This window comes from Delftia sp. Cs1-4, assembly GCF_000214395.1.
GTDB lineage: Bacteria > Pseudomonadota > Gammaproteobacteria > Burkholderiales > Burkholderiaceae_C > Comamonas > Comamonas acidovorans.
This window is the reverse complement of the sequence record NC_015563.1, coordinates 4,049,364-4,073,794: the sequence shown is the minus strand read 5'-3', so window position 1 is coordinate 4,073,794 and position 24,431 is coordinate 4,049,364. Positions and strand designations below refer to the sequence as shown.

26 protein-coding genes are annotated in these 24,431 nt (G+C 67.5%); 12 read left to right on the top strand and 14 right to left on the bottom strand.

Going from position 1 to position 24,431, the window contains the following annotated elements:
• The first annotated feature begins 233 nt into the window (after nt 1-233).
• Entirely contained in the window at nt 234-1,463 is a 1,230-nt protein-coding gene (locus DELCS14_RS17780; protein ID WP_013802899.1) for an IPTL-CTERM sorting domain-containing protein, read from the top strand.
• A gap of 26 nt (nt 1,464-1,489) precedes the next feature.
• Here DELCS14_RS17780 and DELCS14_RS17775 read toward each other — a convergent pair whose 3' ends face one another.
• The 8 genes from DELCS14_RS17775 to DELCS14_RS17740 form a co-directional block, all read right to left on the bottom strand.
• Nucleotides 1,490-2,350 carry a phosphodiesterase gene (locus DELCS14_RS17775; RefSeq protein ID WP_013802898.1) on the bottom strand — a complete coding sequence of 287 codons (861 nt, stop codon included), beginning with the start codon at nt 2,348-2,350 and terminating at the stop codon, nt 1,490-1,492.
• Complete coding sequence (locus DELCS14_RS17770; RefSeq protein ID WP_013802897.1) at nt 2,337-3,398, bottom strand: ABC transporter ATP-binding protein; 1,062 nt, start codon at nt 3,396-3,398, stop codon at nt 2,337-2,339. Before DELCS14_RS17770 ends, DELCS14_RS17775 begins: the two co-directional genes overlap by 14 nt.
• On the bottom strand, nt 3,388-4,185 hold the full coding sequence (locus tag DELCS14_RS17765; RefSeq protein ID WP_043796289.1) for an ABC transporter permease subunit: 798 nt from the start codon (nt 4,183-4,185) through the stop codon (nt 3,388-3,390). The genes DELCS14_RS17770 and DELCS14_RS17765 overlap by 11 nt, the downstream gene beginning before the upstream one ends.
• Before the next feature lie 2 nt (nt 4,186-4,187).
• Complete coding sequence (locus DELCS14_RS17760) at nt 4,188-5,045, bottom strand: ABC transporter permease subunit (protein WP_013802895.1); 858 nt, start codon at nt 5,043-5,045, stop codon at nt 4,188-4,190.
• The gene (locus DELCS14_RS17755; protein WP_013802894.1) at nt 5,042-6,079 is read right to left on the bottom strand and encodes an ABC transporter substrate-binding protein; all 1,038 of its coding nucleotides are present in this window, start codon (nt 6,077-6,079) and stop codon (nt 5,042-5,044) included. Before DELCS14_RS17755 ends, DELCS14_RS17760 begins: the two co-directional genes overlap by 4 nt.
• A gap of 79 nt (nt 6,080-6,158) precedes the next feature.
• A complete protein-coding gene (locus tag DELCS14_RS17750) occupies nt 6,159-7,148 on the bottom strand; it encodes a LacI family DNA-binding transcriptional regulator (protein WP_013802893.1) in 990 nt (329 codons plus the stop codon).
• Nucleotides 7,149-7,275: 127 nt separating this feature from the next.
• Nucleotides 7,276-8,064 (bottom strand): nucleotidyltransferase domain-containing protein, encoded by a 789-nt coding sequence (locus DELCS14_RS17745; RefSeq protein ID WP_013802892.1) that lies wholly within the window; start codon nt 8,062-8,064, stop codon nt 7,276-7,278.
• Nucleotides 8,065-8,089: 25 nt separating this feature from the next.
• Nucleotides 8,090-8,629, bottom strand: a complete 540-nt coding sequence (locus tag DELCS14_RS17740; RefSeq protein ID WP_013802891.1) for a GNAT family protein — start codon at nt 8,627-8,629, stop codon at nt 8,090-8,092.
• Nucleotides 8,630-8,844: 215 nt separating this feature from the next.
• On the opposite strand from DELCS14_RS17740, the gene DELCS14_RS17735 reads away from it, so the two are divergent.
• Complete coding sequence (locus DELCS14_RS17735) at nt 8,845-10,233, top strand: gluconate:H+ symporter (RefSeq protein ID WP_043796286.1); 1,389 nt, start codon at nt 8,845-8,847, stop codon at nt 10,231-10,233.
• A 499-nt stretch (nt 10,234-10,732) separates the two neighbouring features.
• Nucleotides 10,733-10,996, top strand: coding sequence for a translation initiation factor IF-1 (gene infA, locus DELCS14_RS17730; RefSeq protein ID WP_012204971.1), 264 nt, complete (start codon nt 10,733-10,735; stop codon nt 10,994-10,996).
• A 161-nt stretch (nt 10,997-11,157) separates the two neighbouring features.
• Here infA and DELCS14_RS17725 read toward each other — a convergent pair whose 3' ends face one another.
• From DELCS14_RS17725 to DELCS14_RS17710, 4 genes are all read right to left on the bottom strand, one after another.
• On the bottom strand, nt 11,158-11,472 hold the full coding sequence (locus DELCS14_RS17725) for a pentapeptide MXKDX repeat protein (RefSeq protein WP_012204972.1): 315 nt from the start codon (nt 11,470-11,472) through the stop codon (nt 11,158-11,160).
• Between the two features lie 105 nt (nt 11,473-11,577).
• Nucleotides 11,578-12,369: a molybdopterin-dependent oxidoreductase gene (locus DELCS14_RS17720; protein ID WP_013802888.1), complete on the bottom strand. Its 792-nt coding sequence runs from the start codon at nt 12,367-12,369 to the stop codon at nt 11,578-11,580.
• Entirely contained in the window at nt 12,366-13,010 is a 645-nt protein-coding gene (locus DELCS14_RS17715) for a cytochrome b/b6 domain-containing protein (RefSeq protein WP_172642962.1), read from the bottom strand. The genes DELCS14_RS17720 and DELCS14_RS17715 overlap by 4 nt, the downstream gene beginning before the upstream one ends.
• A gap of 78 nt (nt 13,011-13,088) precedes the next feature.
• A complete protein-coding gene (locus DELCS14_RS17710) occupies nt 13,089-14,012 on the bottom strand; it encodes a LysR family transcriptional regulator (RefSeq protein WP_013802887.1) in 924 nt (307 codons plus the stop codon).
• Between the two features lie 114 nt (nt 14,013-14,126).
• On the opposite strand from DELCS14_RS17710, the gene DELCS14_RS17705 reads away from it, so the two are divergent.
• The 5 genes from DELCS14_RS17705 (at nt 14,127) to DELCS14_RS17685 (ending at nt 18,896) form a co-directional block, all read left to right on the top strand.
• Entirely contained in the window at nt 14,127-15,080 is a 954-nt protein-coding gene (locus DELCS14_RS17705) for a hydroxymethylglutaryl-CoA lyase (protein ID WP_013802886.1), read from the top strand.
• 29 nt (nt 15,081-15,109) lie between these two features.
• Complete coding sequence (locus DELCS14_RS17700) at nt 15,110-16,255, top strand: CoA transferase (protein WP_017407219.1); 1,146 nt, start codon at nt 15,110-15,112, stop codon at nt 16,253-16,255.
• 77 nt (nt 16,256-16,332) lie between these two features.
• Nucleotides 16,333-17,316: a tripartite tricarboxylate transporter substrate binding protein gene (locus tag DELCS14_RS17695; RefSeq protein WP_013802884.1), complete on the top strand. Its 984-nt coding sequence runs from the start codon at nt 16,333-16,335 to the stop codon at nt 17,314-17,316.
• 4 nt (nt 17,317-17,320) lie between these two features.
• A complete protein-coding gene (locus DELCS14_RS17690) occupies nt 17,321-17,845 on the top strand; it encodes a gamma carbonic anhydrase family protein (RefSeq protein ID WP_013802883.1) in 525 nt (174 codons plus the stop codon).
• Nucleotides 17,838-18,896, top strand: coding sequence for an Ldh family oxidoreductase (locus DELCS14_RS17685; RefSeq protein WP_013802882.1), 1,059 nt, complete (start codon nt 17,838-17,840; stop codon nt 18,894-18,896). Before DELCS14_RS17690 ends, DELCS14_RS17685 begins: the two co-directional genes overlap by 8 nt.
• On the opposite strand, the gene DELCS14_RS17680 is transcribed toward DELCS14_RS17685, so the two are convergent.
• Complete coding sequence (locus tag DELCS14_RS17680) at nt 18,871-19,314, bottom strand: hypothetical protein (RefSeq protein ID WP_013802881.1); 444 nt, start codon at nt 19,312-19,314, stop codon at nt 18,871-18,873. The two genes, DELCS14_RS17685 and DELCS14_RS17680, sit on opposite strands and share 26 nt — an antisense overlap.
• Nucleotides 19,315-19,442: 128 nt before the next feature.
• Here DELCS14_RS17680 and DELCS14_RS17675 point away from each other — a divergent pair, with 128 nt between their 5' ends.
• The 4 genes from DELCS14_RS17675 to DELCS14_RS17660 all read left to right on the top strand — a co-directional run bounded on the left by DELCS14_RS17675 (nt 19,443) and on the right by DELCS14_RS17660 (nt 23,091).
• Nucleotides 19,443-19,742: a hypothetical protein gene (locus DELCS14_RS17675; RefSeq protein WP_013802880.1), complete on the top strand. Its 300-nt coding sequence runs from the start codon at nt 19,443-19,445 to the stop codon at nt 19,740-19,742.
• An 83-nt stretch (nt 19,743-19,825) separates the two neighbouring features.
• Complete coding sequence (locus DELCS14_RS17670) at nt 19,826-20,743, top strand: intradiol ring-cleavage dioxygenase (RefSeq protein WP_013802879.1); 918 nt, start codon at nt 19,826-19,828, stop codon at nt 20,741-20,743.
• 12 nt (nt 20,744-20,755) lie between these two features.
• The gene (locus tag DELCS14_RS17665) at nt 20,756-22,399 is read left to right on the top strand and encodes an ATP-binding protein (protein WP_013802878.1); all 1,644 of its coding nucleotides are present in this window, start codon (nt 20,756-20,758) and stop codon (nt 22,397-22,399) included.
• Nucleotides 22,396-23,091 (top strand): response regulator, encoded by a 696-nt coding sequence (locus DELCS14_RS17660; protein ID WP_013802877.1) that lies wholly within the window; start codon nt 22,396-22,398, stop codon nt 23,089-23,091. Before DELCS14_RS17665 ends, DELCS14_RS17660 begins: the two co-directional genes overlap by 4 nt.
• Before the next feature lie 27 nt (nt 23,092-23,118).
• On the opposite strand, the gene DELCS14_RS17655 is transcribed toward DELCS14_RS17660, so the two are convergent.
• On the bottom strand, nt 23,119-24,429 hold the full coding sequence (locus DELCS14_RS17655; protein WP_043796282.1) for an NtaA/DmoA family FMN-dependent monooxygenase: 1,311 nt from the start codon (nt 24,427-24,429) through the stop codon (nt 23,119-23,121).
• Between the last annotated feature and the right edge of the window lie 2 nt (nt 24,430-24,431).

Genomic DNA, 24,431 nt, shown 5'->3' with positions numbered 1-24,431 from the left:
TATTGTGCATTCCAATCAAGAAAGATATTGGGCGGCAGATGGGTTGTTATGCAGTTCCGCATTCATCGGCGCTCTCCGTTGAAAAGTAGGCAGGACGACAACTTGGAGTTCCATTCCAATGGCGGGATTGCAAATATTTGTCATTGGATGGTGGCTGTAGGGGATTGGTGATTTTTAAAGTTCAATACCAGTGATACCTTGATAGCGCAAATCTATCTATCACTGGGAGTTCTATGAAAAATCACGCCCTCATGGCTGCCTTGATGGCCGGCGCAGCACTCTCGGCCTGCCCCCTCGCCAGCGCGCAAGTGACCCGTTACTACGGGGAGATGAGAACCTCCTACTCGGATTTCCAGGATCGCACGGCTTGTCCCCTGGGGTCTCACGGCTCATGCCAGGATTTTCCGAGGACCGCCCGTCTGGCCGGCTGGTTTGAAACGGCCGCACCCTTGCAGCCCAATCTGGACGAGAGCGAAATAAGGGCGCTGGTGACTTCCTATAGTTTCTCGGACGGACTGAACACCTACAGCAGTTCCGATCCGGATGTGCGCGCATTCATATTCAGGGTTTCCACGGACAGTGGGTCCAATATCGTGAGAAACAGAATCCACCTTCAACGCTGGCTGACGGGAAACAATCCGCACCGCTCCATCAATCAAATTGGCCCGGGTGGATCTCCCAATGATGTGGATATGCTGAGCCGGTTTGAAATGGCCACGGAACAGGTGGGTGCCATGAACAACGCGATGTGCGCTTCGTTGTTCTCGGAAACATCCCAGCAGGTCAGTTATTCGGGGGAAAGCGACACCTGTTTGGGCACCTATGAGATACCCGGCAACGGCGTGTCCGTTGCGTGGACCGGGGCGCCCGTGCAAAACCAGAACGTCATGTCCTGGCACAGGGAGGCCGTGCATCCAGCCCTGTCGTTGACCCACAGCATCTCGCCCGCAGGCCAGGTGCAGGCGGGGCAGGAGGTGCGCTACACCATCACCGTCAGGAATACGGGGACCGTGGCCGCCACCCAGGCGCAGATTGCCGACAGCCTGCCTGCCGGCCTGGAGCGCGCCATCTGGACCTGTACGCCCGGTGCCAGCACGCCATGTCCCGTGGCGTCAGGCTCCGGATCGCTGGCAGTCACGGTGCCCGTGTTCGCGGCAGGAGACTCGCTGGTTTTCACCGTGATGGCCAGCGTGTCCAACCCGGCGCCCGCAACCATTACCAATGTGGCCACCGTGAATGCCGGGGACCCGTCGGTGCAGTGCATGCAAGCAGGGCAGGTCGTGGGAACGGTGCCGTGCATGGCTTCCGCGTCCATCAATACGGTGGCGGCTCCCCCCGGCGGTGGCCAGGTGACCCCCGTGCCGACGCTGCAGCACACAGCCCTTGTGGTCCTGAGCCTGCTGGCTGCAGCCATCGGATGGATGGGGCTGGGGCGGCGCCAGCGGGTCGGCGCGGGCCGCTGACGCGGCCAGGGCGCGCCGGCCAGGGCTCAGTCGATCAACCGCCCGTCCGCATCCCAGAACGGATGCGGCCCGTCGAATTGCCCGCTGGCCACGGCATGGCTGACCAGTCGGCCGCCGTGCGGCAGGGCGTGCAGCATGAAGCCGGGCGGCTCCAGCGTCCAGGCCGATGCCGCATCGGGCGCCAGGTCCAGGCAGACCTGGTGGGCGGGCGCGGGCGAGGTCATGGCCACCGTGCCGCCGAAGGCGACCTGGATGCTGCGGTGCAGGTGGCCGCAGATCACGCGCTGCACGTTGGGGTGGCGGCGCACCAGGTCTTCGAGTGCCTGGGCACCCTGCAGCAGGCCGATCTTGTCCATGTGGCCTATCAGGGTCTCGAAGGGCGGGTGGTGCATGGCGATCACCACGGGGCGGCCTTCGCTGGCGGCCAGTTGCAGCTCCAGCCATTGCAGGCGTTCCTCGCACAACGCGCCCTCGCTATGGCCCGGCACCACGGTGTCCAGCGCGATCAGCCGCAGATCGCCAATGTCCACCGCGTACTGGATGAAGCCTTCGCTGCGCAGCCAGGTGTGCTCGGGAAAGGCGGTGCGCAGCGCGTCGCGGTCATCGTGGTTGCCGGGCAGCAGGTAGATGGGAAGTGTGCCCAGCGGCGCCAGCAGGCTGCGCAGGTGGGCGTATTCGGCGGGCCGGCCGAAGTCGGTCAGGTCGCCGGTGATCACGACGGCGTGCGGCTGCTGCGGCAGGGCCAGCACGCTTTGCACCGTGCGCTCCAGGTATTGGGCGGTATCGATGCGGCGGTAGGTCAGGCGGCCGGGTTCGCGGATATGCAGGTCGGTGAGCTGGGCCAGGAAGGTGGTCATGGAGGGGCGCAGGGTTTCAGGCTTGGGCATGGTTGGGCATCCATTGGTGGGGGGCGATGCGCAAGGCCACGCGGTCGCCCGATTGCGCGGCGTGGTCGCGGGCCACGTCGGCCATCAGCGGCGTGTGGCCCGCCAGTTCCAGCGTGAGCTGCAGGCGGTCGCCCAGGAAGACGCGGCGCGCCACGGATGCCGGCACGGCGCCCGGCGTGCCGGCGGCGCAGACCTCGATGTCTTCAGGGCGCAGCAGCAGCCGGGCCGCGCCCGTGCATTCGGCCGGGCAGGCCAGCTCCATGCCGGCCAGCGCCAGCCGGTTGCTGCGCGCATCGTCTTCGCTGCGTTCGACCTGGTTCACGCGCCCCAGGAAGGTGGCGACAAACGGATGGGCCGGTCGGCGGTACAGGCTCTCACCGTCGCCCACCTGCAGGATGCGGCCTGCCTGCATGACGGCCATGCGGTCGGCAATGGCCATGGCCTCCTGCTGGTCGTGCGTGACGTGGACGGCGGTGATGCGCAGCTGGCGCAGCAGCTGGGCCAGCTCGTCGCGCAGGGTTTCCTTGAGCTTGGCGTCCAGCGCGGTCAGCGGCTCGTCCAGCAGCAGCACGCGCGGGCGCGAGGCCACGGCGCGGGCCAGGGCCACGCGCTGGCGCTGGCCGCCGGACAGTTCGGCCGGGCGCTTGTGCTCCAGGCCGTTCAGGCGCACCAGGTCCACCAGTTCGCCCACCACGCGGCGCTGCTCCTGCTCGGACACGCCGCGTATGCGCAGGCCGTAGCCAATGTTGGCCTGCACGCTCATCTGCGGGAACAGCGCGTAGTGCTGGAACACCATGCCCACCTGGCGCTTTTCTATGGGCACGCGGGTGACGTCGGTGTCGCCGAAGGCGATGCGGCTGCCCGCATCCGGCGTCTCCAGTCCCGCGATGATGCGCAGCAGCGTGGTCTTGCCGCAGCCCGAGGGGCCGAGCAGGGCCAGCACCTCGCCGGGCTCCACGCGCAGGTCGGTGGCCTGCAGGCCGCGCGTTCCGTCGGCATAGGTCTTGGCGCATTGCCGGATGTCGATGGCGACGCTGTTACTTTCCATAATGCTTCTCGATGAAATGCCCCAGCGCCTGCAGCAGCCACATCACGGGCAGGATGACGATGAGGAAGATGAGGGTGTAGGCCGAGCCCACCTCGATGCGCATGGACGCATAGCTGTCGGCCAGGCCCACGGGCAGGGTGCGCGTCAGCGGCGTGTGCAGCATCCAGGTCAGGTTGAACTCGCCCATGGACAGGGTGAACACCATCAGGCAGGCGGCCACGATGGCGGGCAGCACGGCAGGCACCAGCACGCCCAGGAAGCGCTGCGTGAACGAGGCGCCCAGGCTGCGCGCAGCCTCCTCCAGCGCCACCAGCTCCTGGCGGCGCAGCGCCGAGCCCACCATGCGCACCATGAAGGGCAGGGTGAACACCACATGGCCCACCAGGATGAAGGCAAAGCTCTGGCGGAAGGCGGCCACGCTGCCATAGGCCAGCAGCAGGGCCAGGGCGCTGGCCAGGCCCGGAATGGCCACGGGCAGCGTCAGCAGCTCCTCGAAATGCCGGGCCCAGGGCGAGCGGCTGCGCGCCAGCGCATAGGCGCAGGGCACGCCCAGCATCAAGGTCATGGCCACGCAGGCGCAGGCCAGCAGCAGCGACATCAGCACGGTATTGCCGTAGCCGGCCCAGACCTCGGCCAGCCAGCGCATGGTCAATCCGCTGGACAGGCCCTGGCCGTAGTTCTGCACCAGCCCGGCCAGCACCGACAGCAGCATGGGCGCCAGCATGAACAGGGTGACGGTGGCCGTCACCAGCCACATCAGTGGTGGCATTTTTTGTGTGGTCCGCATGGTCAGATTCCCGAGGCAGCCGGACCGGCCCAGCGCCGCGACAGCCACAGCACCAGCCAGGTGATCAGCCCCAGGCTGATCGACAGGCTGGCGGCCAGGGCGAAGTTGGCGTAGTTGGTGAACTCGTTGTAGATGGTGATGGGCAGCACCTCGAACTTGCTCGACAGCGTGAAGGCCGTGCCGAAGGCCCCTACCGACGTGGCGAACACGATGGCACCGCAGGCCAGCGTGGTGGGCAGCAGCTGCGGCCACCACACATCGCGCGCCACGCGCCAGCCATTGCCGCCCAGCGAGCGCGCGGCCTCTTCCAGGTGCGGGTCCAGCGCCTCGGCCGCTGCCGTGTAGGAGGCAATGGCACGCGGCAGCGAAAAGTACAGATAGCCCAGGAACAGGCCCAGCAGCCCGTAGGCGAAGGTGATCCGCTCGCCGCCCAGGGCCACCGACAGGTCGGCCAGCGCGCCCTGGCGCCCGCCCAGCAGGATGATGAAAAAGCCGATGATCACGCCCGGAAACGACAGCGGCAGCGTCAGCAGCGACAGCAGCAGGCCGCGCCCCGTGAAGCGGTGGCGCGCCAGCGCAATGCCCATCACCGCGCCGATCAGCAGCGTGGCCAGGGTCACGGCCAGCGACAGGGCCAGCGTCTGCAGCAGGCTTTGCAGGTACAGCGCGTCGGTCAGCGTGGCGAAGTAGGTGCGCCAGCCTTCACGCGCAGGCAGCGCCAGCAGCAGGCCGGCCGGCAGCAGCCAGAACGCGGCAAAGAAGGCCACGGCCGGCGCGCTGCAGGCCAGCAGCAGCGCGCGGGCGCGCCAGTCGCCTGGCGCTTGGGAGGGAATGCCCACGATGCAGTCCGCCTGGCTCAACGCACTTCACGCAGGTAGCGCGTGGAGAAGCCCTTTTGCACATCGGCCATCTTCTGGTAGTCCACCGAGGTGGCGCGTGCGTACTCGCTGGCGGGCAGGAAATGGCCGGCCACTTCCTTGGGCAGGGCCACGTCGCGCACGGGGCGCAGGTAGGCGTTGGCCCAGATGGACTGGCCCTTGTCGGACAGCACATAGTCCAGCACCTTCTTGCCGTTGTCCGTGTGCGGCGCCTTGTTCACCAGGCTCATCACATAGGGCATGACCACGGTGCCTTCCTTGGGGATCACGAAGTCCACGTCGGCCTTGTCCTTGTAGCGGGCGCGGTAGGCGTTGAAGTCGTAGTCCAGCAGGATGCCGATCTCGCCCGACAGCAGGCGCGCATACGAGGTCTGCTTGGGCACGATGGGCTCGTTCTTCTGCAGCTTCTTGAAGTAGTCGATGGCGGGCTGGAAGTTGTCCAGCGTGCCGCCCATGGCCTGGTTCACCGCCACGGCGCCCACATAGCCCACGAAGGCCGAGGCCGGGTCCAGGTAGCCCACCAGGCCCTTGTATTCGGGCTTGAGCAGGTCTGCCCAGGACTGCGGCACGGGCTTGCCGCCCAGCGCCGCCTTGTTGACCATGAAGCCAAGCGTGCCCGAGTGGATGGTCACCCACTCGCCCTTGGGGTCCTTGAGGCCGGCGGGAATCTGGTCCCAGTTGGCGGGCTTGTAGGCGGCGACCACACCGTCTTTCTGCGCCTGGATGGCGAAGGTCACGCCCAGGTAGGTCACATCGGCCACGGGGCTGGCCTTCTCGGCCACCAGCTGGGCCAGCGACTGGCCGGAGTTCTTGTTGTCGGGCGGCACGGTGATGCCGGTATCGGCCTTGATGGCCTTGATCTGCGTGCCCCAGTCGGCCCATTCGGGCGGGCAGTTGTAGCAGATGGCGCTCTGGGCCAGGGCCGTGCCGCAGACGGCGGTGGTGGCGGCCAGCAGGGCAAGGCGCTTGAAGGAGGGATTGAAGGGGAGCTTGAAGGGAAGGGCAGTCAGTTTCATGGTGCGTACTCGAAGAGGTGGGGGAGCGTTGGGAAGGGAAGGGCGCGGCCTTGGCTTGCGCGGGCCGCTGTTGTTGGTTTCAAAGCCGGCAGGACTCGCCGCTGCGCCAGCCATGCGGCAGGCACAGGCTGTCCTGCGCGGCCAGTGTTTTCTTGCCCGCCAGCGCATCGCACAGCAGGCGCACGCAGGCCGAGCCGATCTCGTGGTTGGGCTGGGAAATCGAGGCCAGCGAAGGCGTGAGATCGCCCGCCATGGCAATCCCGTCAAAGCCGACCACGCTCAGGTCCGCAGGCACGCGGAACCCGGCCAGCGATGCCGCGCGGATGGTGCGTATCGCCAGCAGATCGTTGCTGCAGACAATGGCCGTGGGCGGAGCCTGCTCGCTCAGGTGCTGCTGCAGCATCTGCACGGCCGTGGCGGCAAAGGGCACCTCCCAGACGGGCAGCGGCGACAGGCCTGCGGCCTGCATGCCCAGCGCATAGCCACGGCAGCGCTGCTGGGCGCGGTCGGACGCGCGCAACTGGCCCGTGACCATGCCGATGCGGCTGTGGCCTGCCGCAGCCAGGCGCAGCACCAGTTCCCTGACGGCGCCCGTGTTGTCCACGCCCACGCAGGCATGCTCATGGGTGTGGTGATAGGCCAGCACATAGGGCTTGCCGGCCTGGCGCACACGCGCCAGCGCCGCCGAATCGCCAGGGTTGGAGACCACCAGCACCAGCGCATCCACCCCGCTGGCCAGCAGCCGCGTGGTGGCCGCGTCTTCACCGGCGTGGTCGTATTCGGTGGTGCAAGGCGAAATCGCATAGCCGCGCAGCGCCGCCTGTGAGGCAATGCCCTGCAGGAACTCGGCAAACACCGGATTGGTGAGCGTGGGCAGCACCACGCCCAGCACCTTGCTGCTGCGCGTGCGCAGCGTGCGTGCGCTGGCATTGGCCACATAGCCCACTTCCTGCGCCACGCGCAGCACCGTGCTGCGCGTTTGCGCATTGACCACCTCCGGCGAATTGAAAACCCGCGAAACAGTGGCGACGGACAGTCCCGCGCGGCGTGCAACCTCGGTGATGCTCATGGATGTAAACGATTTCTTGAAAACGTTTACATTGCACCCGCTGCGCGTGACGGTGCGGTGACGGAGATTTGAAGCTTTTGTGGCAGTTCAGGCGTTTGGCGGCTGAGGCCCTGGCGTTGCCCGGTACCTAGACTGCCGTAGATGCAGCCCGCTGGCGCCGAATCCAGCTGATGAAGGCCGAAAGCTCTGCGTTGAAACGAGCTCTGGGTGCCTCGGGCGTCCTTGACTGCGCCAGAAAGAAAGCCATGGACTGCGCCATTTCCGGATGGAGCTGCGCAAAGCAATCGGCGAACTCCTCCAGCGTGCGCGGCCAGAAGCCGCCTGAGCAGGGGCGCAGCACATTGGTGGCCCGGATCAGCTTGCGTGCGGCTTCGCGTTGCAGGCGCAGGGCCTCCATGTCGTCCCGGGTTGCAGCAATGCGCTGCAGGTAGTCGTTCAGCACCTGCACGTAGTCGCCATTGACGGCCTGTGCAATCGCCCTGGACGGCTCGAACGCCTCAAACTGCTGCGCCAGGTCCGCGCCGTGGATGCAGCGGCACTCATGCTTGAGCCAGTAGCCCCAGCTGTAAAGATGGGCCGGGTCCAGCACCTCTTGCAGAGTGCCCAGATCGAAATCGATCTTCGCGACTTCTTTGTGACGTAGTTGCAGGTCCTGGCGCCGCTGCTCCAGCCGGGCGCTCTCCTGCCTGGACAGCGGGCGGGCCAGCACGATCGTCAGGTCCAGGTCCGAGAAGCCCGCCCTCGCGCAGCCGCGCGCCACGCTGCCATACAGATAGAGGCTGTCCAGCGCCTCGCCAAGGTCGCTGGCGATGGCTGCGCGCGCATCGTCCACCAGGCGCTGGAACTCGGGCTGGACAGGATCGTTGGGGATGAGGTCCAGAGTGCGGGGCGCGTGAGGATCGCTGCAGGAGTGCATGGGAAGGCCTTGGCTTATCGCCCGCTCATTCGTCTGCCGCAAGCCGCGCATAGAGCGCATAGTCCCTGGGCATTCCGCGAACCAGCCTGAACGAACGCAGCAGCCCCTCATGCCGGTACCCGCAGGCCTGCACGACCTTGGCCGAGGCCTGGTTCGACTCCAGCACCGCAGCCTGGATGCGGATGAAGCCGTATTCCTGAAAGGCCCATCGGGTCACTGTCGCGCACAGGGCCTTGGCTATGCCGCGTCCCCAGTACTCCGGGGCGAGGTCGTAGGCGATTTCGGCGGTGCGGTTCACGCCGGAGATGGTGTGAAAGCCGATGCTGCCCACCATCCGGCCACTGCGGGCATCGACGACGGCCAGGCGGCGCTGGGAGTCGGCGGACGGGGACTCGAACGCATCGAACAGCGGCAGCAGGTCGTCGCCTGAGGCGAGGTTCCAACTGGTGTGCTCGGTGACGGCGGGCAGCCTCAGGTAGGCGTACCAGGCGCCGATGTCCGAGCGTTCGATCTGGCGAAGGGAGATTCCGGGCAGCTCCGGTACGGGGGGATGGTGTATGCGCATGGGTTCCGGGATGGCAGCGCCGGGCTTGCCCGGCAGACACGATTGTGGACCGGCGCCAGCGCGAACTCTGTGAACAAGCCTGAAACCTACAACCCGCCGACAGGCCCAGGCATACGATTTGTAGCGATTGGAAACCGCCCACCGCTTGCGGCATGCCGCATGCCGCAAGCGCGCAGGCGAGGTCCAAGGCCAAGAATCACAACTCCAAGCTTCCTATGTCTTCATTCGATACCCAACTGCTGCTCATCGCGCTGGCCAGCGTGCTGGTCCTCGTCGCGCTGATCGTCTCGCGCATCCGTCTTCATCCCCTGCTGGCCCTGCTGGTGGTTTCCATTGGCGTGGGCTTTGCCACCGGCATGGCGCCGGGCGAGATTGTCAAGAACCTCACCAACGGGGCCGGCAAGACGCTGGGCGCGGTGGGCGTGGTCATTGCCCTGGGCGCCATGCTGGGCAAGATCCTGGCGGACTCCGGCACCACCGAGCGGCTGGCCAGTGCCATCCTGCAGCGCACCTCCGAGCGCATGATTCCCTGGGCCATGACCCTGGTGGCATTCGTGATCGGCATTCCCATGTTCTTCGAGGTGGGGCTGGTGGTCATGCTGCCGCTGATCTTCAGCGTGGCGCGCAAGCTGGAAAGCAGTGAGCGCTTCAAGGGATCGGCCTATGTCTATGTGGGCGTGCCCGTGATCGCCGCGCTGGCCGCCATGCACGGCATGGTGCCGCCGCACCCCGGCCCTCTCACCGCCATTGCCACGCTGCACACCACGGTCGGCCCGACCATGCTGTACGGCTTTCTGGCCGTGATTCCCGCGATGGTGCTGGGTGGCCCGCTGTACGGCGCCTTCATCACGCCGCGCATGAGCACGCGCCCCGATGCAGCCCTGCTGGAGCAGTTCACATCAGGCAAGAAGGAAGGCGGGGAGGGCAGTGCGCCCAGCATCGGCATGGGCGTGCTGTGCGCCTTGCTGCCCGCGCTGCTGATGCTGGTGCATGCGCTGGCCGAGGTGCTGCTGCCCAAGGATTCGGGCCTGCTGCATGCGGCGGCCTTCCTGGGCAATCCGCTGGTGGCCATGCTGCTGGGCGTGGTGTTTGCCTCCATCACCCTGGGCTATCTGCGCGGCGCCGATGCCGAGAAGCTGCGCGACGCGCTGGGCCAGAGCCTCAAGCCCATCGCCGGCATCATGCTCATCATTGCGGGCGGCGGTGCCTTCCAGCAGATCCTGACCAGCGCCAAGGTGGGCGATGCCATCGTCCACATGACCCAGCAGTTCGCCCTGCCTCCGCTGGTGCTGGGCTGGATGATCGCCATGCTGCTGTCGGTGTCCACCGGCTCGGCCACCGTGGGCATCGTGGGCGCGGCGGGCCTGCTGGCGCCGCTGGCGGCCTCCGATCCTTCGCTGAACGTGCCGCTGCTGGCGCTGGCCATCGGCTGCGGCTCGCTGTTCTTCAACTATGCCAACCACGCGGGCTTCTGGATGGTGAAGGAGTCCTTCGGCATGAGCATGGGCGAGGCCACCAAGACGATTACCGTGGTCCAGTCCATCGTGTCCTTTGTGGGCCTGCTGATGGTGCTCCTGTTCAATCTGCTGCCCAAGCTGGGATAGGTGAAAGGCATGAGGCGGGCCGCCTGCGGCCGCTTCGATGCCGCCGCAACCACCAAGAGAGGGCACTACTTCCGGTTCGACTGCGAATTGCCCCAGTCGCGACAGGGAAAATGCCGCCCCGTACAGGTGCGGTACCCGGCGCCGCTTCAACGCGCGGCCGGCAATTCACCTATACTGATGGAGGTGCTGTCCTTGTTGTTCGCCTCCTCAGTGCCCGTCTGACACCTTCGCGGTCTCCGGGCTGCCGTTAGCCGCCCACTGTCACAAAGTCTGTGACGAGGTCCGCAACTGTCACTCTCAACGGCGAGCACCACGCGAATCCAACCCACCTCCCGGGTCCGCACTCTCCCTGCCACCTGCAGGGTCCTCTTTTCCCTTTTTCGATGCTCCGCTGCCTGCGTGCAGCGGTCATCCTGCGCTGGCCCAAGGCCGCAGCATGGTGCTGCACCAGCAACTTGCGGCGACGCAACCCTTTCAACATGTACTCACAGGAGTCCCATTGGCTAAAGAAGAACTGATCGAAATGCAAGGCCGGGTAGACGAAGTGCTGCCTGATTCCCGCTTCCGCGTAACGCTGGAAAACGGCCACCAGCTCATCGCCTATACCGGCGGAAAAATGCGCAAGCACCGCATCCGCGTGCTGGCCGGCGACAAGGTGACGCTTGAAATGTCGCCCTATGACCTGAACAAGGGTCGCCTCACGTTCCGCCACATCGAGCAACGCTCCGGCGCACCGGGCCCGCGTCCTCCGCAGCGCCGCTGAAGCCCGCCGGCCCGCTTCTGTTGCAGAGCGGGCATTCGGGGCGCAGGCAGGACCGGGCTCTGTGCCTGGTTGCCTGATCGGCAGCCCCAGTCAGCTTTCCAAGCAGCCCCGACGGCCCGACCGCCTGGAGGGCACCAGACGGATCAGGCGAGTCCGTCTGCTTATTTGGACATGGCGTCCTTGCCCATGGAATCCTTCTTCATTCCATCCTTGGACATGCCGTCCTTGTGCATGCCATCCTTGTGCATGCCGTCCTTGGACATCGAGTCCTTCTTCATCCCGTCCTTGGACATGGAGTCTTTCTTCATGCCGTCCTTGGCCATGGAGTCCTTCTTCATTCCATCCTTGGACATCGAATCCTTGGACATGGCTCCGTTGGACATGCCGTCCTTCGCCATCTCATCCGCAGCGAATGCCGTGGTGGCACCGGCCAGGGCGAGGCAGGTGGCGAGCAGGGTGGTGGTGAGCTTGGTCATTTGAGTCTTCCTTTGGATTAGCGGTTTGCGGGATTGCAAATCGGCCGGCTTTGGATGGGCCCGGCCTCGCACCTTCGTTGGCGGCCCAGCGGCTTGGAAGGCCGCTCAACTGCCTCCGAACCAGTTGTAGCCCTGGTCTTCCCAGTAGCCGCCGGAGTAGGTGTTGGTGACGAACATGGCCTGGATGTGCTTCGGGTTCTTGTAGCCCAGCTTGGTGGGCATGCGCAGCTTCATCGGAAAGCCATATTTGGGCGGCAGGGGCTGCCCGTCGTAAGTCAATGCCATCAGCGTCTGCGGATGCAGGGCCGTGGCCATGTCGATGCTGGTGAAGTAGTCGTCAACGCACTTGAAGCCGACGTACTTGGCACTGGTGTCGGCGCCTATGTGGCGCAGGAAATCGGCAAAGCGCACGCCGCCCCAGCGGCCTATGGCGCTCCAGCCTTCCACGCAGATGTGGCGCGTGATCTGTTCGTCCTGCGGCATGGCGCGCAGCTCGGCCAGGGTCCAGGCATGGCGGTCGGCGACCATGCCGGTCACCTCCAGGCGCCAGCTGGCCCCGTCCACCTCGCGCACCTCGTCCTCTCCGTAATAGGCATTGAAGGGGAAGGGGCGCGTGATCTCGGCTGCGGAATAGGTGGGCGCCAGCCGCGTGGGGCTGAAGAGCAGGCCCTGCATGCGGTCGTTGAAGCGCGATACCTGGCTGAGCGCGGCCTCGACGTGGCTGTCATCGCTGATGCTGCAGCCCGTGAGCAGGGACAGGCCGCCCAGCGTCAGCGAGCGTTGCAAGAAGGCGCGGCGTGCGGGCTGGTCGAGCTTGCGGGCGATCAGCGAGCGTGCCTCGTGCACCACGGCCGCGCCATCGACGCCGGGCAGGGAAGGGGCTTTGAAGATTTTCATGGGGACTTGGGCGCACGGCCGTGGATCATGGTCAGGAAGGTCCGGGGCACCAGGGCGACCATTGCCAGGTGCACGACCACGAAGGCCACCAGCGCGGACATGCCGAAGAAGTGCACGCGCCGTGCGGACTCATAGCCGCCCAGCAACTCGCGCAGCAGCGGGAACTGCACCGACTTCCACAGCACCAGGCCCGACAGCACGATCACCACCAGGTCCAGCACCACGAACAGGTAGGCCAGCTTTTGCACATGGTTGTAGCGGGCCGGGTCGGCGTGCGAGAGCCGGCCCTTGAGGGCGGCCACCAGGTCCTGGCGCACGCCCTGCACGCTGACGGGAAAGAACTTGCGCAGCCACCGGCCGCTGGCGATGTTGAGCAGCAGGTACAGCAATCCGTTGAACACCAGCAGCCACATGGCCGCGAAGTGCCATTGCAGCGCCCCGCCCAGCCAGCCGCCCAGCGTGATCGAGCCCGGAAAGCTGAAATCAAAGAACGGCGCCGCGTTGTAGATGCGCCAGCCGCTGGTCACCAGGATGACCACGGCCAGCGCATTGAGCCAATGCGTGAGGCGCAGCCACAGCGGGTGGATGCGCTGGCCATCCTGGGGCTGTGCCGGTTGGGGGGTGATGAGGGCGGTGTTCATGGGGCCCATTGTTGGAGGGACCCTGTAGCGGATGTATCACGCAAACTTCAATTAATCGTGATAACTCCCAAGGCCGGCTCAGCCCGCCTGGGCGCACCCGGCCAGATAGTCCACCAGCGTGCGCGCCGCAGGCGATAGCCGGCTGCCGTCCCTGAAGCAGATGGCGAACTGCCGCCGCGCCCAGGCATCGGTGAGCGGCACCATGTGCACACCCTGCGCGCCCTGCACACCCTGACCGGGGCCCGCCATGCCCAGGATCTCCCTGGGCATGATGGCCACGCCCAGGCCGGCGCGCACGCAGCGGATCGTGGCGTCGAAGGAGCTGACCACGGCGCGGTAATTGATGGGCCGGCCGATGATGGCCGCCGCCCGCGCCAGCATGGTGTAGACGGCCGTGGAGGCAGGCAGGCCCACATGCTCGCAATCCAGCGTTTCGCTGAAGCTGCAGCTGTCGCGCAAGGCCAGCGGGTGGCCGGCCGGCACGGCCACGGCCAGGGTGTCGCAGCGGTAGGGCAGGGTCTGCAGGCCCTCCAGATCGGCCGCGTTCCAGCACACGCCCACCAGGGCCAGGCCTTCGCGGATGGACCGGATGATTTCGCTGCTGGTCAGCTCCTCGATGTCCACGCGGATCTGCGCGTGCTCGGGCTTTTGCAGAAAGGCCGCAATGTCATCGGGCAGCGACTCGGCAATCGACGAGACCGAGGCCAGTATCCGCACCTGGCCCTTCACGCCATGCTGGTAGGCCGCCATGTCGCGGGCCGCGCGGTCGGCGCTGGCCAGCATGGCGCGTGCGTGCTCCAGCAGCATCAGCCCGGCTGCGGTGGGCACCACGCCCCGGCGGTGGCGCTCCAGCAGCGGGGCCTGCACCTGCTCTTCCAGCAGCGCCATGCGCTTGCTGATGGCCGATGAGCCGATGTGCTGCTGCTCGCCCGCGCGGGCGATGTTGCCCAGGTCGCAGGCCGCGACAAAGAGCCGCAGGGTGGTCAGGTCCAGGTCTTTCATGGTGGTTATGGATTTCCATTCGGGAAACTCTGAGGCGAAAAATTATCGCTTCTGCACGCTGGTGGGAATGTCTAAAGTGCCATTCAAGACAAACCACCCCACGCGAACCTTCCCATGCCAGAACCCATCCGTGCCCTGCAGTCCGCCGTCATCCGCGAGGTCGGCCTGCGCGATGGCCTGCAAAGCATCCAGACCGTGCTGTCCACCGAGCGCAAGAAGGAATGGATACGCGATGCCTATGCTGCCGGCCAGCGCGAGATTGAAGTCGGCTCCTTCGTCCCTGCGCGCCTGCTGCCCCAACTGGCCGACACGGCCGAGCTGGTGGCCTATGCCCGAACACTGCCGGGCCTGTTCGTCTCCGTGCTGGTGCCCAATCTGCGCGGTGCCGAAAGCGCCCTTGCCAGCGGGGCCGACCTGATGCTGGTGCCGCTGTCGGCCAGCCATGCCCACAGCCTGGCCAACCTGCGCAAGACGCCCGATGAGGTCGTGGCCGAGGTGGCCCGCATGCGTGCCGCACGCGATGCCGCAGGTTCGAAGATGCTGATCGAAGGCGGCATTGGCACGGCCTTCGGCTGCACGCTGCAGGGCAGGGTGGAGCCGGCCGAGGTGCTGCGCTGCATGCAGGCCCTGCTGGACGCGGGGGCCGACCGCGTCAGCCTGGCCGACACCGTGGGCCATGGCGGGCCGGGCCAGGTGCAATCGCTGTTCGAGCAGGCGAGGCGCATTGCGGGCGAACGCTTTTGGTGCGGCCACTTCCACGACACGCGTGGCCTGGCGCTGGCCAATGTGCATGCCGCACTGCAAACCGGCGTCACGCGCTTTGACGCCACGCTGGCCGGCATCGGCGGCTGCCCCCATGCGCCCGGCGCCAGCGGCAATGCCTCCACCGAAGACCTGGCCTTCATGCTGGACACCATGGACATCGACACGGGCCTGGACATCGAGGCCCTGCTGCGCCTGCGCGCCAAGGTGGCCGCCTGGCTGGACGGCGAAAGCCTGCATGGCGCGCTGTGGCGCGCGGGCCTGCCGCGCAGCGTCACCGCCGACGCAGCCCCAGCCGCTGCATGAACCCCTTACCTTCCCACGAGCACACCTGTATGGCCACCGAACCCCTGCTGCCGCTGTCCGGCATCCGCGTCATCGAATTCACCCACATGGTCATGGGCCCCACCTGCGGCATGATCCTGGCCGACCTGGGCGCCGAAGTCATCAAGGTCGAGCCACCGGGCGGCGACAAAACGCGCACGCTGCCTGGCCTGGGCATCGGCTTTTTCCGCAGCTTCAACCGCAACAAGAAAAGCGTGGTGCTGGACATCACCACCGAAGCGGGCCGCGCCACCGCTGCCGAACTGGCCGCTGGCAGCGACGTGGTGCTGGAGAACTTCCGCCCCGGCCTCATGCAGTCCCTGGGCTTGGACTACGCCACGCTGTCGCAGCGCGCGCCCGGTCTCATCTACGTCAGCCACAAGGGCTTTCTGCCCGGCCCCTACGAAAAGCGCCTGGCGCTGGACGAGGTGGTGCAGATGATGGGCGGCCTGTCGTACATGACCGGACCCGTGGGCCGGCCGCTGCGCGCGGGCACCAGCGTCAACGACATCATGGGCGGCATGTTCGGCGCCATCGGCGTGCTCGCCGCCCTGCGCGAGCGTGAGCGCACCGGGCGCGGCCAGGAGGTGCAAAGCGCGCTGTTCGAGAACTGCGTCTTCCTGTCCTCCCAGCACATGCAGCAGTACCTGATGACGGGAGAGGCACCGCCGCCCATGCCCTCGCGCGTATCGGCCTGGAGCGTCTACGACGTGTTCACCCTGGCCGGTGGCGAGCAGCTGTTCATCGGTGCCGTCAGCGACAAGCAGTTCGCCACCCTGTGCCGCGTGCTGGACCGTGCCGACCTGCTGCAGCGCCCCGAATATGCCGACAACGCCGCCCGTGTGGCCGTGCGCCCCCAACTGCTGGCCGAGCTGGGCGCCATCCTGGCCAGCCATGAATCGGCCCGGCTCGCGCCGCAGCTGGAGGCCGCAGGCATTCCCTACGCGCCCATCACTCGGCCCGAGCAACTGGTGGACGACCCGCACCTGCGCCAAAGCGGCGGCCTGGCTTCCATGCAGACCGAAGACGGCGGCCAGACCGACGTGGTGCTGCTGCCCCTGCTCATGAACGGCCACCGTCCCGGCGTGCGCATGCCGCTGGCCGGGATTGGCGAGCACACCGAAGAAATCCTCGGAGCCCTTGCATCACGGACCTGACAGCCAAACCCGGGCGCCGAAGGCCGCAGAAAAACCACCCCGGCGCGCATGAGACAACACAAAAAGGAGACAACCCCATGCACTCGTCCCATCCCACCCGCCGCCGCACCCTGCTGGCCCTGGCCGGCGCATCGCTGGGGGCCGCTGCCCTGGGCGTGCGCGCCCAAAATGGCACGCCGCTGCGCGTCATCCTGCCCGTGGGGGCAGGCTCGGGCGCCGACACCATCGTGCGCTCGGCCCAGACCGCGCTGGTGCGCTCGCTGGGCGGCCAGCCCGTGGTCATAGAGAACCTGCCGGGTGCGGGCGGCATCACGGGAACGCAGATGCTGGTCAAGGCGCCGGCCGATGGCAACACCATCGCCTTCATCTCCAACAACCATGCTGTCAACCCCAGCGTGTTCAAGAAGCTGCCCTACGACAGCCTGGCCGACATCACGCCGCTGTCCATCGTCGGCGGCTCGCCCTTCGTGCTGGTCGTGCACCCCAAGGTGGCGGCGCGCAATGCGCGCGAACTGCAGGCGCTCATGAAGGCGCGGCCCGGCGACCTCAACTACGCCTCGTCCGGCAACGGCACCATCTTCCACCTCGCGGCCGAAGTCTTTCTGGACGCGGCCGGCACCACGGCACGCCACATTCCCTACAAGGGCGTGGGCCAGATGGTGGTGGACCTGCTCAGCGGGCAGGTGGACTTCGGCGTGATCGCCGTGGGCACGGCGCAGGCGCACCTCAAATCCGGCGCGCTGCGCGCCATCGGCATCATGGGCCGCGAGCGCGTGGCATCGCTGCCCGATGTGCCTACCGTGGCCGAGCAGGGCTTTCCCGGCGTGGACATCGCCGGCTGGGTGGCCGCCATAGGCCCCAAGGGCATGCCGCCCGCCCAGGTGCGGCGTCTGCACGACGGCATCGCCTCTGCCTTTGCCGACCCCGAGGTCAAGGCCGGCTTTGCACGGCGCGACGAATACACCGTGCTCAACAGCCCCGAGGCGGCAGCCCAGTTCCTGCGCTCCGAGCAGGAACGCTTTGCGCGCCTGGTCAAAAAAGCCAATGTCACGCTGGAGTAAGCGCATGGCCCTCTATCGTTATCGGAACAAAGCTCCGCGGCTGCCCGCATCCGCCTATGTGGCGGCCGAGGCCACGCTCATCGGCGACGTCACACTGGGCGAGGGCGCCAGCCTCTGGCCCGGCGCCGTGGCGCGCGGCGACAACGAACCCGTGCGCATAGGCGAGGGCAGCAACGTGCAGGAAGGCGCCGTGCTGCATGCCGATCCCGGCTTCGCGCTCACCCTGGCTGCCCATGTCACCGTGGGCCACCAGGCCATGCTGCATGGCTGCAGCGTGGGGGAGGGCTCGCTCATCGGCATACAGGCCGTGGTGCTCAACGGTGCCGTCATCGGCGCGCACAGCCTGGTGGGTGCCGGCGCCATCGTCACCGAAGGCAAGCAGTTCCCTCCGCGCTCGCTGATTCTTGGCGCCCCCGCCAAGCTGGTGCGTACGCTCAGTGACGAAGAAGTCGCGGGCCTGCTGCAAAGCGCCGCCAGCTACGTGGAGCGTGCAATGTCCTTTCGCCAGGAGCTGCAGCGCATTGACTGATTCCCTGAACCCGCTGACCGACGCCGTGCGCATGCCCGCCGCAGCGCTGCAAGCCTGGGCTGCTGGCGTGCTCCAGGCCTTTGATGTGAGCGCATGCCACGCGCAGGCCACCGCCCAGGCACTGGTGCGCACCAGCCTGCGCGGCGTGGACACGCATGGCGTGGCAAGGCTGCCGCCCTATGTGCAGCGCATCCGCGAAGGCACCATCCATACCCGGGCCAAGCCCAGCCTGCAGGAGCGCAACGGCCTGCTGCGCTGCCATGGCGACCATGCCCTGGGCCAGCCCGTGCTGGAGCTGGCGCTGCAAGCCTGCCTGGACAGGGCCGCAAGCCAGGCCGTGGTGGCCTGCCACATCGAGGCCTGCGGCCACCTCGGCGCCCTGGGCGTGCTGCTGCTGCCCGCCGTGGAACAGGGCTGCATGGCCCTGCTGTGCCAGCGCACGCCGCCCATCATGGCCATGCACGGTGCCACGCGGCCTGCGCTGGGCAACAACCCCATCGCCTTCGCCGCGCCCGTGGCCGGACGGCCGCCACTGGTCTTCGACATGGCCCTGAGTGCGGTCGCACGCGGCGCTGTCCTGGCTGCCGCCCGCGACGGCCATGCGCAAATCCCGCCGCATTGGGCGCTGGACGCACACGGCCATCCCACCACCGATCCCCGCGCCGCACTGCAGGGCGCCATGCAGCCCATGGCCGGCCACAAGGGCCTGGGCCTGGCCATGGTGGTCGAATGCCTGGCGGGGGCGCTGGGCGGCGGCCTGTTCCAGCCCGCTGTACCCGGATCGGCGGAAGGTTCCGCCCCCAACGCCTGCGCCTTTCTGCTGGTCATCAACCCAGCCCTGGCCGCACCGTCACCCCGGGGATTTGACAACTACATGGCCAGCTGGATCACTGGCCTGCTCGCGGCCCAGGGCACCCAAGGCCGCTATCCCGGACTGCGCCAGCATGAATGCGAGCTCCAGCGCCGCGCCGAAGGCATCCCTCTGTCGTCTGCGCTGATCAATGAGTTGCAAGCGCTGGCACGGCTCAGCGGGGTGGCGCTGGCGTTGTGAGCGACGGATCCGCAGCCGGTTGGCCGGACGACATCACCGCCTCCAGCCCGCTTCTCGGGAAGACCGGGCTGTAGTTCACCTGGATCTCGGAGAGCCTGTCATTCACCCGCGTCGTCATGAAATAGCGCGGCATGTCGAATCCCACTTTCATCACCAGACCGCGAAGCTCGGAGAGGGCGCCGACCTTCACATCGGGATCGACCAGCACGGCAATGCGAACCGTACTTTTGGCATCGGGGGCTGCGGTCAGCTTCCTGGAGAGTGTGTTTCTCAACTGAGCCGGACTGACCCGCTGGCCATCCAGGCTGTACGGGCGATCATTGCCGCTTGCCGCATGCATTTCGATCACGGTCAGATCTGCGGCAAGAGCGGGTGGGCCGAGCAGGGCGGCCAGCAGCAGGAATCTTGTTGGTTTCATGGTTCTGTTGTGCGATGCAGAGCTTGTTGACTCACTCGCTCTGTGAGCTTGTACCAGCTCGTCCCCACTTCTCCCAATTTCCCCCCAGATTGGTCGCAAGAATTCCTTGGCAACTCCAGGAAAAGACCATGATTGATTTCTCGCAAACCAACGCTTCACGCGTTCGCCCGGCACTGGTGCTGGCTGTGGCGGCCTTCGCGGCGGCCTGCAGCCATGCGCAGGGCCACGGTGGGCACGGCAATCCGCCGTCGCCGCCGCCCGAGGCCTATACCGCCTGCCAGGGCAAGGCCGAGGGCGACAGCGTGACGCTGACCATGCCCGATGGCAAGACGCTGGCCGGCACCTGCCGCAGCCTGAACGGGCAGCTGGTGGCCATGCCGGCTGGAGGGCCCGGCGCAGGCGGGCCACCGCCCCATCCGCAGCAGTGATCGCGTGGCCCGGCGGGCCACGCCGCCGGGCTGTCTGCAACCCCACGGGCCTGCGCACAGGCCCTCATGAAAAAGCCATCCCCATGAACCACTCTCACGATGCCCATGACCTTGCCCACGACCTGGGCCTTCAGCACGATCTGCAAGTCATGGCGCGCCGCCTGTCCGAGCGCCGCCGCCTGTTGGGCCTGATGGCTGCCGGTGGCGCTGCCGCGCTCTTGTCCGCCTGCGGTGGCGGCGGAGGTGATTCCGGTGATTCGACAGGGACCGGCACGGGCACCGGAACAGGCACCGGTACCGACACAGGTACGGGCACCGGCACGGGCACGACCACCACCACCTGCATGGTCGATCCCACGGAAACCGAAGGCCCTTACCCCGCCGACGGCTCCAACGGCTCGCGCGGCAGCCTGGTCAATGTGCTGTCGCAAAGCGGCGTGGTGCGCAGCGACCTGCGCAGCAGCTTTGGCGGCATGAACGGCACGGCTGCGGGCCTGCCGCTGACGCTCAAGATCACCCTGGTCAACGTCGGCACCAACTGCAGCCCGCTGGAAGGCTATGCCATCTACCTGTGGCATTGCACCCGCGAGGGCGAGTATTCGCTGTACTCCACCGACCTGCTCAACCAGAACTTCCTGCGCGGCGTGCAGGCGACGGACAGCAATGGCGAATGCACCTTTGTGACCATCTTCCCGGGCTGCTATGACGGGCGTTGGCCGCACATGCACTTCGAGGTGTTCCGCAGCCTCAACACGGCCGGCAGCTACACCAACAAGCTGCTGACCTCGCAGATGGCCATGCCCAAGGACGTGGCCAGCGCCGTCTATGCCGGTGTCAGCGGCTACAGCGCCAGCGTCTCCAACCTGTCGCGGGTCAGCGTGACATCGGACAATGTCTTCGGCGACAACACCAGCGAGCAGATCGCCTGGCAGACGCCCACCTTCACCGGAGACACCACCAATGGCCATACCGCCACGATATCCATCGGCATTGCCGTCTGACCCAGGGACTGAATGAGCCTTCGCCTCCCGCGCCTGAAGCTGCAGCACAAGGCCTTCTTCGCCCTGGCCGTGCTGCTGGTGGCCCTGCTGCTGGTGTTTCTCGGGTTCTCCCGCCTGGGCCTGCAACGGGGCCTGGGCCCGTACATGGCCGAAGTGGAGCTGACCGGCATGGACGGGCTGGCCGAGCGGCTGGTCCAGCACCATGAGCAAAACGGCGGCTGGGATGCGGCGCGCGCCAACCCCGGTTTCTGGCGCGACATGGTGCGCCCGGGCGCAGGCATGGGCCGGGGCTTTCCTGCGGGCGAACCCGGGCCACGGCCCCCCATGCCCATGCCCATGCCGGAGCCGAGGCCTGGTTTTGAGGGAAGCCACGGTCCGGGGCCGGGCCCGGAGTTTCCGCCGCCACCTGGGCCGGAAGGCGGAGAGCCTGCCGATCGATCAGATCGATCAGAGCGCTCCGACCGTACAGACCGTACAGACCGCCCTGGCCCGCCGCCAGACCGCCCGTTTGGCGGCCCGTGGGCGCGCGTGGGCCTGCTGGATGCCCAGGGCCAGCTCATCTCCGGCATGGCGCCGCAGCCCGGTGCGGCGCACCGCGTTCTGCGCGCTGCCAACGGGCAGGCCATTGGCGAGATCGTGCTGTCCCCCGTGCAGACAGGGCAGGGCATGCAGCGCGACCTGGACCGCGCCTTCCTCGCGCAGCAGATGGGTTTTGTGGCCTGGACCGGGCTGGCCGGCCTGCTGCTGGCGCTGCTGCTGTCGGCCTGGCTCACGCGGCGCTGGCTGGAGCCACTGACCGCCTTTGTCGATGGCCTGCGCGGCATTGCGGCCGGGCGGCTGGACACGCGCGTGGCCATCAAGGGCGATGCGGAACTGGCCCGCCTTGCGGAAACCTTCAACGACATGGCCGTGCAGCTGGCCACCATGGAGGCCTCGCGCCAGCGCTGGCTGGCCGACGTGGCGCATGAGCTGCGCACGCCCCTGTCCACCATGCGCGCCGAGGTCGAGGCCGTGCAGGACGGCGTGCTGCCCATGGACGACCGCATGGCGCTGCGCCTGCACCGGCAGATCATGCGGCTGATACGGCTGGTCAGCGACCTGCGCGTGAGCCTGGACGACCCGCAGGCCCTGCACGGCTCGGGCCATGTGCCCGTGCATGTGCTGACCCTGCTGGGCGAGGCGCTGGACGGCGCGCGGCCCGGCTTCGAGCAGGTCGGCATCGGCCTGGACCGCTCCACCGTGGACCAGCTGGCCGCGCGCGTTCCGCCGCCGCTGGTGCAGGGCGACCCGCACCGGCTGCACCAGGTGTTTGCCAACCTGCTGGAAAACAGCCTGCGCTACACGGCTGCGGGCGGGCGGCTGCAGGTGTCTGCCGAAATCGTCCAATTGCAGGGCCGCAGCATGCTGCAGCTGTGCTGGGACGACACGGCTCCCGGCGTGGCCAGCCAGCACCTGCCGCGCCTGTTCGACCGCCTCTATCGCGTGGACGCCTCCCGCGTGCGCGACGGCGATGGCCTGGGCGGCTCCGGCCTGGGGCTGGCCATCTGCCGCACCATCGTCCAGGCCCATGGCGGCAGCATCGAGGCCGCCGCCTCGCCGCTGGGCGGCCTGCGCATCACGCTGTGGCTGCCCTTGCTGGAAAATCCCGCGCCATGAAGCCTGCCCGCATCCTCCTGGTCGAAGACGAAGCCGACATGGCCGCCATCGTCATCGACTACCTGCGCCATGCAGGCTACGAAGTCGAGCACATCCGCCACGGGCGAGAGGCGCTGGACCGCATGCTGCGCTCCCCGCCCGACCTCACTTTGCTGGACATCATGCTGCCGGGGCTGGACGGCCTGGACATCCTGCGCCAGTTCCGCCCGCACAGCGCCAGCCCCGTCATCCTGCTCACCGCGCGTGTCGAAGAAATGGACCGCCTGCTGGGCCTGGAGCTGGGTGCGGACGACTACATCTGCAAACCCTTCGCCCCGCGCGAAGTCGTGGCCCGCGTCAAGGCCGTGCTGCGCCGCAGTGCCGGCCCCGGCCCTGCCCAGCAACGCCTGACGCTGCTGCCCGAGCAGGGCCGCGCCATGCTCAACGGCAGCGTGCTGCCACTGACCAAGCGGGAGCTGACCTTGCTGCAGGCCCTGATGCGCCAGCCCGGCCGCCTGTACTCCCGCGCGCAGCTGCTGGAGCTGGCCTGCGCCGACACGCTGGACGTGAACGAACGCGCCATCGACAGCCACATCAAGAACCTGCGTAAAAAGCTCAAGGCGGCGGACGACCGCCATGAGTGGATTCGCTCCGTCTATGGCGTGGGCTTTGCGTTCGAGCCCGATGGAGGGTCCGACACGCGGGCGCAGTGAAGGCCCGGCGAGGGCAGGGCGCAGCCCCTACCTCGACTCGTCGAGGTGCTCCATGAACGTGGTGCCCGTGTAGCGGGAGCGGAACAGGCCGGCCTCCACCAGGCGCGGCACCAACTGCTCCAGCACGCAATGCAGGGACTCGACGGAGCCGCCGGGCGCGGCCAGAAAGCCGTCGATGGCGCCGGCAGCGCTCCACTCGGTGATCTGCGCCACGGCATCGTCCACCGTGCCGACCACCTGCCAGTGCGCGGCGGAGAGGATTTCCGGCCGCAGCAGCAGCTCGTCGATGCGCAATGACTCGCGCTCCATCAGGCGCCTGAGCAGGCCCGCATGCGTGCGGCTGGACGGGGTTGCCACGGGCGGCGGAAGGTCGGCTGCGGTGATCGGCCGGTCTGCGGGCCAGTCCGTCAGGTCCAGGCCGACCATGGCCTTGATCGATGCCAGCTTGCGGCCCCTGTCCACCCGGCCGTGCGTCTGCTGGAAGATCTCCCGGGCCTGCTCGCGGGTGTCGGCCAGGTACAGGCTCAGGCCGGGCAGCAGGCGCACATCCTGCGCCTGGCGGCCATGGCGCTGGGCGCGCCGAGACAGGTCCCGGCGCAGCTCCAGCGCCGCGTCCAGGTCCGGCGTGGGCGCGAAGACGATGTCTGCCACCGATGCGGCAAAGTCGCGCCCTGTGCTGGACGCGCCCGCCTGCACCAGCGGAATGCGCGGGCCGCCGAACTCCGGCAGGTTCAGCGGGCCGCGCACCTTCAGGTGCGGTCCCTCGTGGTCTATGGGGTGGACCAGCGAGGCGTCGGCGTAGCGGCCGCTGTCCCGGTCGATCTTCAAGGCCTCGTTGGGGAAGCTGGCCCACAGCCGGCGCACCACGTCGGTGAACTCTGCGGCCCGCGCATAGCGTTCATCGGCATCGGGCATGGCCTGCAGCCCGAAGTTCTCGTGGCCCTGCAGGGCCGTGACAATGTTCCACCCGGCGCGGCCGTTGCTGATCCAGTGCAGCGACTGCAGCTGGCGCGCCACCGCATAGGGCGGGAAAAACGTGGTCGATACCGTGGACACCAGGCCGATGCGCGAGGTCTCGCGCGCCAGCGCGGCCATCAGCACCGTGGGGTCCAGGCTGGCGAAGCCCGCTCCCGTCTCCAGCGCCTCCATGGGCAGAAAGCTCACGTCGGGGCGGAAGACGAAGTCCAGGTGCGCAGCCTCGGCGCGCCGGGCCAGGTCCAGGGCGAAGTCGCTGGAGTACAGCCCTTCGATATTGCTGCCGGGCCGCCGCCAGGCGTCGCCGCTCAGCCAGGTGGGGGCCAGCGAAAGGCCGATGTGCAGGGGTTTGCGGGTTGTCATGT